Here is a 9553-nt window from a genome sequence, read left to right on the forward strand (position 1 = left end):
AAGGAAGAAGGAAGAAGGAAGAAGGAAGAAGGAAGAAGGAAGAAGGAAGAAGGAAGAAGGAAGAAGGAAGAAGGAAGAAGGAAGTTCGGCAACGGATTCTGTAACGGATGTAACGGATGTAACGGAGAGAAGGAAGAAGGAAGAAGGAATATGAATTCCCTCTTCCTCATTAGCAATGACTAATGACTAATGACTACTGACTAATGACTACTGACTAATGACTAATGACTAATGACTACTGACTACTGACTACTGACTACTGACTAATGACTACTGACTACTGACTACTCTTTTACTCGCACGTCGATGACGCTGGCGTTGAAAATGTACTTTTTGCCTTCAAGCTCTAGCGTAGTGCCAATTTTGACTTTCGTATTTCCTAAAACCGGGCCATTTTCAGTAAGTTGACCTTTTCCCTCTAAGGTAAACATCATATTTTTGCTGAAGGATTCTTCTTCTCTGGGATCGGGGAGAGCTTTCAGAGTGCCGTTGGGCTGAGGAACTGCTAGGGTTCTGGTGAGAGTTTTGACAGATTTAATGGTAATCTGACCGGAGGGTTGATTGCGGATCACCACATTGATTTTATCACCTGGTTTGAACAAATCTTGAACGTTTGTTCCTTTGAGACCGATCGCAATTGCATCAATTTCTACAGGTTTGACACTGGTGCCTACTTGGGCGACGGAACCGCCAGAAGTGCCGGGAAAGAAGAAGATTCCGACTGCAACTAGCAGTACGATTAGAGCTGCAGCTACGTCTAGGATGCTGAGTTTGCCGAACAGCCGGCCTTGAGAATCCAAAATTTTCATAAATCGCCTATTATACTGATAGCGACAGGAGTATGTTTACAAGCTCAGGACTTACACAGACATCGATGAAAAACAGATGCTGCTATTGCTGAGCTACCGCTGGCAATGACATACTTTATTGATGCGTAAGTCCTGAAGCTAAAAGATATTACCACAACGATCGCCCCAAATCCGCATGACTGGGGCACTTAACCCAGAAGGCAGTTGACGGCGGTTGGTTGGGCTGCGGGCCGCCCAGAAGCTGGTGGGGGGGTGAAAATTTGGCAAAAAGCTAGAATAGCAACTAAGCAGCCTCAAATTGCGTCTGCCTATTGAGTGACTTTTCGAGTTTTTCGTACAATTTTATCTAACTTCTCCCACGTATCAATCATGTTAAAAAGTTTTTGGTTGACTTGCCGGCGTACTTGTGGCCGGGGGATTTATCTGTTTCTGTCCCTGATGGTGGCTGCGGGTATCTGGGTGGTTTCCCCGGAACCGACTCAAGCATTTTCTTTGCCTGAACTAATTTTTCGCGGCATTCAAGTTATTCAATTGTCGAATATGTCCGATCGCCAAGAGGTGACTATTGGCAAACAAATTAATCAGCAGTTAACCAACAGCGAGTTTAAGATTGACCGCGATCGCGCCACTACAGAATATATCAACCGCATCGGTCAACGACTCGCTCAAGAAAGCACTCGCCCGAATATTCCTTATACTTTTCAAGTCATTGACGACGACAATATTAATGCTTTTGCGACAATGGGCGGTTTTGTTTATGTGAATAAAGGTTTGATGACGGCGGCGGACAATGAGGCAGAATTGGCAAGTGTAATCGCCCACGAAATCGCTCACATTAATGCTCGCCACGCGATTAAACAAATGCGTCAAATGGCCATAGCTTCAGGCGTAGCTTCTGCCACTGGACTCGATCGATCTCAGGCGGTTCAGATTGGGGTGGAATTGGCTTTGCGGCGTCCCCACAGTCGCCAAGCTGAGTATGAAGCCGATCAGTTGGGATTGCAAACTATGGGGCGAGCCGGCTACGCTCAATCTGGGATGGTTGATTTTATGAAAAAGTTGCTCAACAAGCCTTCTCCTCCGAGCATTTTGAGCACTCACCCGGCAACTGCCGATCGAATTGCTGCTATCTCGCAGGCGATAGACCCGGATCTTGCTAGCGGTGAAGGTTTGAATAATGAGGATTACAGGCTAGAAATCCGCAGGCTTTTGGGCTCGTAGAAATGTAAATCAGTCAGGCAATCTCTTCTCTTCTCTTCTCTTTTCTTACTTCGCGATCTTCGCGTCTTCGCGGTTGGTTAAAAAACAAATCCAGTAATATCATGTCCGATGGATTAACCATAATAGCCCGGTCGGGGCGGGTTTTGGAAATTGTCAATTATTGGCAGGTATTGTTGGCTCACGGGCCCCTACAAAAATCGCGGTTCCTCCACCGGACATAATATTACTAGGTTACGTCAGAAACAGGTTAATTTCGATTTAAGAGATCCGACTTAAGCTGACATACCCTAAAACTACAAATTGTTTTAACACTGCTGTTGAACAACAGAATCGATCGCAGGTTTCGGGGGTGCAATCGGCTGAGGCTTCAATTGCCGAACAACTTCGTCAAACGGCAAAATTCGGACTTGATTGTTAAATACATTTACTTGATAAACTCTGCGGTAGCTGAGGTCAAATCCTGTCAGCCAGCCGCTTTTGGGATGATAAGCACCCGTGTCAATATCCAACCACCCTTCGCCCCTGACTAATTCGCCCGGTCTGACCCCATGAAAGGTAAAGGTGATCGTGTGACCGGTGATAATTAATTTATTGGGAAAATAGGGTTTCGACATGGTGTGAAATTCCCTGCGAATCCAACACAGTTGTTCGATCGACTGTTCATCGATCGACAGATGGGGGTCAACGCCGGCGTGAACCAGCCAGATGTCCCCTAAGTCCAGGTGCGTGGGGAGCGATCGCAGCCACTCTAAGTGTTTATACGGCATCATCCCTGTATCTCTGTAGCTCGCTACTGTCGCATCGCCGCCGCTGTATAGCCAAGATTGCCACGCTCGCATATCCATCGGCGTTCCCGACAAAGCCTCCAGCATCAGTTGTTCGTGGTTGCCCAACAGAGTTTGGTAGGGGCTTTGCTGCACAAAATCTAATACCTGAGCGCTTTTGGGGCCACGATCGATTAAGTCTCCCAAAAAATAGACGCGATCGTTCGAGCTGGGGGCAAGTGCCTCTAGCAGGGTCATTAAGCCGTCGTAATGCCCGTGTACGTCCCCGATAACAATGCGCCGGTGCTCCATTGTGTTTATCCGCTTCCCTGACTCAAAAGCCCCATCTCTAGCTTATAGCATCTGATTTTGCTGTTATTTGCCTCCCCTCTTTTACGGTGGAGGGGTGTCACCCATTATAGTGCTTTTTATAAAGATTCTGTAAAGCTCACCAGTACCTGTTTGCGTAGCTACTGGTAGAAACACAGGCAAGCTGTTAATTGTGCTTCTGCAACTGCTGTTACTGAGGCAAAGCTTTGAGTTATTTCACTCTTTAGGGTGCATCAGCGATTAGCCGACGGATTAAGTCGAAAATAATCCTAGCTGACACACCCTAAAATACAATCGAGCCTTAACGATTGTCACTGAGTCAAAGCTTTGAGGAATGTCTGGAGTTCTGCCAAAAAACCTTTCTTTTTTAGAGGTTTTGCAGGTGCGGTGGAGTCAGGATCGGCGCTTGGGAGAGAACCGGCTAAAATCCGCTCTAAATCGTCTCCGACTGGTTTTTGGGCAGTTTCAGAAATTAGTTTGTATTCGTCGTTTGTTTCCAACCACACTTGCCAGGATTGGGGGTAGCAGCGGAATAAAGCAGCAGTGTCTAGGGGTCTGATATAGTAGCAGGATTCGATTTTGCTGAGGAATCGATCGCGCAATTGGCGGCCCGCATAGCCTATACCTATGGTGGCAACATCTTCCAGACGCGGGTTGAGTAGAATTACTGGGCGACCGGCCGCAGCTATGTAAAGTTTTTCGACTTGGGCAACTTCTACTGCTGCTGGATTGATCAAAAGGAAAAGTTGATCTTCCGGTGATATTTTATCTTCAACAGGAGTACGACTGCTGCCTAAATCAGTGACTTTAAACGGTGTTTCTCCCCAGTCGCGGCGCGCGAGGGCTGCCGCACCGGTGTCGGGAAAAAATACTTTTACTCCGGGGTAGATTTCCTCAAATTCTGGGAGGAATTGTAGGGTGATAGACTGTGCTTGCAGGGCGATTTCTGGAAATACTAATTCGACTTGCAGTAGAGTTTTGCCGTCCGAGAGGGCAGCGGCGGTGGCAATGCGGGATTGGGCGATCGCCTCGTTGAGATCCTTGGGCAGTTCTGTCATTAATCTAATTGTTTTTACTCGACTTCTCTCAATCTAATTTTACCTGAGATATTGCACCATTCTCAATTACCTGTTTAGGAACAGGCTTTTCGGCCTGTTCCACAAAAAAAAATCACTTTTTGTGGAAAGGGCATCGGGCTTTCCGTTTAGGAACAGGCTTTTCGGCCTGTTCCACAAAAAAAATTCACTCTTTGTGGAACGGGCATCTTGCCCGTTCTTGAGCATGGTACAATATGTAAGTTTTACCGCCTCAAGCAACAAAAGCTAACACCGATACAGGCGAACCGGAACCTCCCAAAAGACGCAATATTCCGATAACTAAAGTGATGTCAGCCGCAGGTAACAAGTCGAGATTTGCTAGATTTTCCAGCACTATTCGTTGTTTTTCCAATACCAATTTGTTAACCGCAAAACTTTCATCTCGCCCGGTATCGACTCCGTGAGTGTCGGTTCCAACTCCCGCGATAGAGCGTTCTTCTAGCAAAAATTGAGTTGCTGCTTTGCCAAATCCCGGAAAGTGGCAAATTCCGCGATCGTCTCGGTTGAAAAAGGCTTCCTGATTATCCCATTTTTCTTGCCACCCAGTATACAATAAAACTAGATTTCCCGGTTCTATAAGTTTGTGCTGCCGTTCCCAAGTCAATATATCATCAATTGTTAAAGTGTAGTCGGGATTGGCAAGACTTTGCTCTCGGATGTCGATCGCAATTGCGGGCACAACGAGCGACTGCGGGGAATAATTATCAATGCTGGCGCCTCCTGCATAAAAGCTGTTGGGTGCGTTGATGTGAGTGCCGCTGTGTTCGCCCATTGAGAATTTTCGCAGGAAATACCCGTCTGTTTCTATTTGAGATACTGTGGCAATTTCTGTCGCTGGATCTCCTGGCCAAATGGGAATATTTGGGTGAATTGAATGGGTTAAGTCTACAATTTTGCTGTAGGCGATCGTTTTGAGATTATTTAACTTTAATTGGTTTGTCATATTGTTGGCGATTGTTTTTGAAGTATTTAACCGCAGAGGGCGCAGAGGGCGCAGAGTTAGAGAAGAGAGGGATGGATAATTCGGATACGAATGGATTTGATATCATTAGTTGACACTCCCTGGCCTGAAGGCGCAGGGATTCTTGGATCATCCAGTCGATTTGCTTGTTGATGTCGCCACCAGCGAGTAGAGATCGTTCTGTCCCCAAGCGTTAATTTCGGTGTGCCCCACCGTATTTAAATTGATTCCTGTCTGCTTCAACCCTTTTGCCAGAATGTTTTTCGCGGCGTTGTGGTCGCGCTCTAGTATCGTTCCGCAACTACAAATATGGGTTCGAGTTGACAGGCTTTTTTTAACTAAATTGCCACAATTTGAACAATTTTGAGATGTGTATTGTGGCGGAACAGCAATGACTGTTTTGCCGTACACTTTTCCGAAATATTCCAAATAATGATCAAGTTAGTGACCACGCTGCATCGCTGATTGATTTAGCGAGCTTGTGGTTTTTGACCATGTTCCGCACCTGAAGTTCGACCTAGGCTACGAAATCGTTAGATTTCACCGCACACAACGCAGTCTTTATGGCGAAGTCTTTACGCTGCCTACTGACTTTCAGGTGTTTTCTTCCTAACTTATTGATTGCTTTTTTTCGATTGCCAGAACCTTTCTTTTTTCGAGAGACTCGTTTCTGCAATCTTTTCAAAGCTTTTTCACTTTTGCGGAGATACCGAGGATTTGCAACTGTTTCACCGGCGCTATCGGTATAGAAGTGGTTTAATCCGACATCTATTCCAATAGCCTTGCCAGTGGGAATAAGCTCTTCTTTTCTTTCAACGTTTATACAGAATTGGGCGTAGTATCCGTCGGCACGACGAACAACCCTGATCCGCTTAATCTCATCGGGTGCGTAGAAATGCAAATCCCGACTACCGATTAACTTGAACTTTCCAGCAGCAAAACCGTCCTTAAGCGTCAAGCATCTTTTGTCACTAAAAAGCGCCCAGCCGGATTGCACGTACTCAACGGAGCGAGTATGTTTCTTGAACTGCGGGTATCCTTTTTTCCCTGGTTTCTTGGCTTTGCAATTGGCAAAGAAACGCTGGATAGCAAAAATGGCACGTTCCGCCGAAGCCTGACGTGCTGTCGAATTAAGTTTGCCTGCCCATTCAAACTCTTTCGCCATAACGGCGCATTGTTTGTACAGGTCTACTAGCTTAATTCCTTGATTGTCTACCCAATATCTAAGAGTTTTGTTTCGGACAAATTGAGCCGTCCGAATCATGTCGTCGATGATTCGATATTGCTCCGCTTTGCCTTTTAACTTAAACTCTAAAACAATCATTGCAATAGTTTATCACTTTTGCGAAAACTTTTACTTTCAAGTCTGTATATTTAACAAGACTTCATATTCCTTGTAATTAAAGCCGTCCTATAAGGACGGGGCTTTAGACCCAGTTTGTTGGTAAAGTAGATTGATTATTTATTAAACCTGGTTGATTTTTTGACCGTCTGCACTCTCAATCTAAAATCTACAATCTACAATCTAAAATTCGATTAGTCGATCGAGTGTTGCTTCCATCACATCCTTTGTTTGCCCGGAAACAGTATACACCAAAGCTTCTCGATAAACTCTCCCGGCTGGGTGTACCGCACCGTTAGCAGCGCCACTAGAAACTGCAACCGCAGCGTGCCCGCAACGCACCGCTAAATCAATGGCTTGAGCTCGCAGCGCTAATTGTTCTGCTTTGGAGCTATGTTGAGATTGTGGGAAATTCTGTTTTAGCCGATCGAGCTTTTGCTCTAGTTTTTGGCAAGCCGCCGTTATAAAAGGTGAATTTTTAGCAGCCGCTGCTGCTGCAATTACATCCAATCCCGCTCGAATACAGCCAAAAGTACCCGGAACAAAATTCAGTATGTTTTTGGTGTCGTTTTCCGACATCCAGCCGACAGGTTTAAGTGAAATTATTTCCGATTCATGCAGCCACCAATTATCGAGAGTGGCTGTCACAGTATTAGTCGAGTTCATGGCGATTAATTGCATGATTTCGCTACAAGCTATTTTACCGGATTCGCGTTCAATATTGGCAAAAGGCACTAAACCGAAAACAGCGCGTTCGTCAGGAAGCACCGCCGCTACAATAAACTTTTGAAACAAGCCAAAACCTGTTATCCAAGGAACTTTTCCTGACAGTAAATAGCCATCTTTTGTGGGAGTTGCGGTGACTGCCGGATTGCCCGATCGCCTCAAATGCGAAAACCCAATACCCAAGCGTAACTCTTTTTGGGCGATCGCGGGCAAGTATCTACTTTTTAGCATTTCATTGTCGCTGTTGGCAAGCATAGCAGTGGCGCTGTGGTGCTGAGTTTGCAGGAAAGACAAAGCGCCGGAATATCGAGCCGTCAATTCCTGATATTGGTAAAAAATCTCCGGTGCAATTTCGGCACCGCCCCATTTTTGGGGAACTCGCAATGCTAAGAGCGATCGATCTTCCAATCCCGCAACTGCTGTTTTCAGCGCTTCCGAGTCGCTGTCGATAATTTCCGCGTGGGGTGAAACGCACTTTTGCAGGTAAGTTTCTGTGCTGTAGAGAATATCTTGGGGAGCCATTTTTTATAATTATTTTATAGTTATTTTTCTCTAAATTCTTGTGAACCCGCCTAAAAATCTGCCCCCAAACTAACTTATTTCCTCATATTTTTCACCCTTCTCGCTTAACAGGCAAGATGCCTGTTCCACACAAAGTAAATTTCTTGTGGAACGGGCATCTTGCCTGTTCATAAAAGGCTTGTTGAGAATGCAACAATTAACTTTTTACCACACTTTCCAAGGAGCCTTCCCTTCATCCCAAAGTTCGTTTAAATACTTGTACTCTCGAAAAGTATCCATCGCAAAGAAGAAGCCCTCATGACGGTAAGCCATCAACTGTCCGTCTGCCGCCAAACGCTGCATCGGCTCTTGTTCTAAAATACAATCATCTCCCCCCAAATACTCAAATACCCGGCGGTTAAATATCATATATCCAATACTGATCCAGCCGTCGATTTGAGGTTTCTCGGAAAATTGTACTACGCGGCTATCGCTGTCTACATCCAAAATTCCAAAGCGAGAAATTGGGCGAAATGTAGTCACCGTTGCCAGCTTACCATGAGACTTGTGAAAATCCATCAAGGCGTCAATATCGACATCAGCAACTCCATCGCCGTATGTCACCATGAAATTATCGCGATCGATATATTTTTCGATTCGTTTTACCCGCCCTCCCGTCATGCTTGCCGCGCCAGTTTCAGCCAGTGTCACCTTAAAATCTTGTTCGAGATGTTCCTCGTGATAAGTGATCGTATTTTGCCGTCCCAGACAGATAGTAAAGTCATTGTTCATGGCTTCATAATTAAGGAAATATTCTTTAATCATGTTGCCGCGATAGCCCAAGCACACAATAAAGTCTTGGAAACCGTAGTGTGCATATATCTTCATGATGTGCCAAATAATTGGATGCCCCCCCACCTCAACTAAGGGTTTGGGACGAAATTCTGTTTCTTCTCTGAGACGAGTACCGAGACCACCTGCTAGGATAACTACTTGCATTTTTTCAATTTTTTAAATATGATCAATTAATCTATCATTAATAATCAGTGATTTATTCAAAGAATTATTAACTTTTTCTCATAGGGAGTGAAGCTTTGTAAACCACAGAAATCAAAAACTATTCTTAATAATCGTAGGCTGGGCACGGAGCACCCTCTATTTACTTCTATTTATGAATAATCCTAGGGTGCGCGCGGAGAACCATGTATTTAAATATTGCGGGCAATTTCTACTTAACCGTAGGTCGCGCACTGCACACCGTATATTTAAATGGGGCGCGCAATTAATTTCTAACTTACGAATGGTAGATTAGGAAATAGACAAACAAAGCCAACACCTCTACTAAATATAAGGAAGAGATTAAGCAGCAATGAAAAATCAACTCGATCGCCTAAAAAAGTTTTTAGGTATTCTGTGTGCGATCGCCTGCATAATTATATTATTCCAATCTGCTATACCTGGTGTTTACGCCACGGTTGTTGCACCGAAAATCTCAACCATACCACAAACCACCATAGCTTTTGTACCCAACATACCGGGCGGCGGATTAGACTTTCACGAATCAGCAGGAGGACACACTTTAGAGAGACACGTGGGTAAAACAGAAGCACAACTAGCACAGCGACTCGCAAGCGAAACGAGAATTCCTGCCGCATCTTCTTTTACTGATCGTTCCGTCGCCGAAGCGGCTATTGCAGAAGCAATGAACAGAAATCAAAGTGCGATCATTACTCACAAGTTAAGCTAAAAGCACTATTGTCAATGAGTAATTTTACTCATTTTTTACCTGTTGACCCAATTAA

8 protein-coding genes and 1 pseudogene are annotated in these 9553 nt (G+C 44.9%); 2 read left to right on the plus strand and 7 right to left on the minus strand.

Annotated elements, in window-relative coordinates; genetic code table 11:
- Positions 1-284 precede the first annotated feature (284 nt).
- Positions 285-809: a DUF4330 domain-containing protein gene (locus QUA16_RS32595; RefSeq protein WP_333108449.1), complete on the minus strand. Its 525-nt coding sequence runs from the start codon at positions 807-809 to the stop codon at positions 285-287.
- 369 nt (positions 810-1178) lie between these two features.
- On the opposite strand from QUA16_RS32595, the gene QUA16_RS32600 reads away from it, so the two are divergent.
- The gene (locus QUA16_RS32600; RefSeq protein ID WP_333108450.1) at positions 1179-2030 is read left to right on the plus strand and encodes a M48 family metallopeptidase; all 852 of its coding nucleotides are present in this window, start codon (positions 1179-1181) and stop codon (positions 2028-2030) included.
- A 305-nt stretch (positions 2031-2335) separates the two neighbouring features.
- Here QUA16_RS32600 and QUA16_RS32605 read toward each other — a convergent pair whose 3' ends face one another.
- The 6 genes and pseudogenes from QUA16_RS32605 to rfbF all read right to left on the minus strand — a co-directional run bounded on the left by QUA16_RS32605 (position 2336) and on the right by rfbF (position 8750).
- Complete coding sequence (locus QUA16_RS32605) at positions 2336-3106, minus strand: metallophosphoesterase family protein (RefSeq protein WP_333108452.1); 771 nt, start codon at positions 3104-3106, stop codon at positions 2336-2338.
- Between the two features lie 329 nt (positions 3107-3435).
- Complete coding sequence (locus tag QUA16_RS32610) at positions 3436-4182, minus strand: DUF1995 family protein (protein ID WP_333108453.1); 747 nt, start codon at positions 4180-4182, stop codon at positions 3436-3438.
- Positions 4183-4432: 250 nt separating this feature from the next.
- The gene (locus tag QUA16_RS32615) at positions 4433-5164 is read right to left on the minus strand and encodes a cyclase family protein (RefSeq protein WP_333108454.1); all 732 of its coding nucleotides are present in this window, start codon (positions 5162-5164) and stop codon (positions 4433-4435) included.
- A 147-nt stretch (positions 5165-5311) separates the two neighbouring features.
- A pseudogene (locus tag QUA16_RS32620) lies at positions 5312-6506 on the minus strand (RNA-guided endonuclease InsQ/TnpB family protein).
- Positions 6507-6707: 201 nt separating this feature from the next.
- Complete coding sequence (locus tag QUA16_RS32625) at positions 6708-7772, minus strand: acyl-CoA dehydrogenase family protein (protein ID WP_333108455.1); 1065 nt, start codon at positions 7770-7772, stop codon at positions 6708-6710.
- 204 nt (positions 7773-7976) lie between these two features.
- On the minus strand, positions 7977-8750 hold the full coding sequence (rfbF, locus tag QUA16_RS32630) for a glucose-1-phosphate cytidylyltransferase (protein WP_333108456.1): 774 nt from the start codon (positions 8748-8750) through the stop codon (positions 7977-7979).
- 370 nt (positions 8751-9120) lie between these two features.
- On the opposite strand from rfbF, the gene QUA16_RS32635 reads away from it, so the two are divergent.
- The gene (locus QUA16_RS32635) at positions 9121-9498 is read left to right on the plus strand and encodes an RNase A-like domain-containing protein (protein WP_333108457.1); all 378 of its coding nucleotides are present in this window, start codon (positions 9121-9123) and stop codon (positions 9496-9498) included.
- Positions 9499-9553 lie beyond the last annotated feature (55 nt).

The organism is Microcoleus sp. S13_C3 (genome assembly GCF_036700905.1).
Lineage (GTDB): Bacteria > Cyanobacteriota > Cyanobacteriia > Cyanobacteriales > Microcoleaceae > Microcoleus.

Bases quoted from the DNA above. Each gene is read 5' to 3' on its own strand.
- QUA16_RS32615 (WP_333108454.1), bottom strand. From the start codon at position 5,164: ATGACAAACCAATTAAAGTTAAATAATCTCAAAACGATCGCCTACAGC.
- QUA16_RS32595 (WP_333108449.1), bottom strand. From the start codon at position 809: ATGAAAATTTTGGATTCTCAAGGCCGGCTGTTCGGCAAACTCAGCATC.
- QUA16_RS32605 (WP_333108452.1), bottom strand. From the start codon at position 3,106: ATGGAGCACCGGCGCATTGTTATCGGGGACGTACACGGGCATTACGAC.
- QUA16_RS32600 (WP_333108450.1), top strand. From the start codon at position 1,179: ATGTTAAAAAGTTTTTGGTTGACTTGCCGGCGTACTTGTGGCCGGGGG.
- QUA16_RS32625 (WP_333108455.1), bottom strand. From the start codon at position 7,772: ATGGCTCCCCAAGATATTCTCTACAGCACAGAAACTTACCTGCAAAAG.
- QUA16_RS32635 (WP_333108457.1), top strand. From the start codon at position 9,121: ATGAAAAATCAACTCGATCGCCTAAAAAAGTTTTTAGGTATTCTGTGT.
- QUA16_RS32610 (WP_333108453.1), bottom strand. From the start codon at position 4,182: ATGACAGAACTGCCCAAGGATCTCAACGAGGCGATCGCCCAATCCCGC.
- rfbF (WP_333108456.1), bottom strand. From the start codon at position 8,750: ATGCAAGTAGTTATCCTAGCAGGTGGTCTCGGTACTCGTCTCAGAGAA.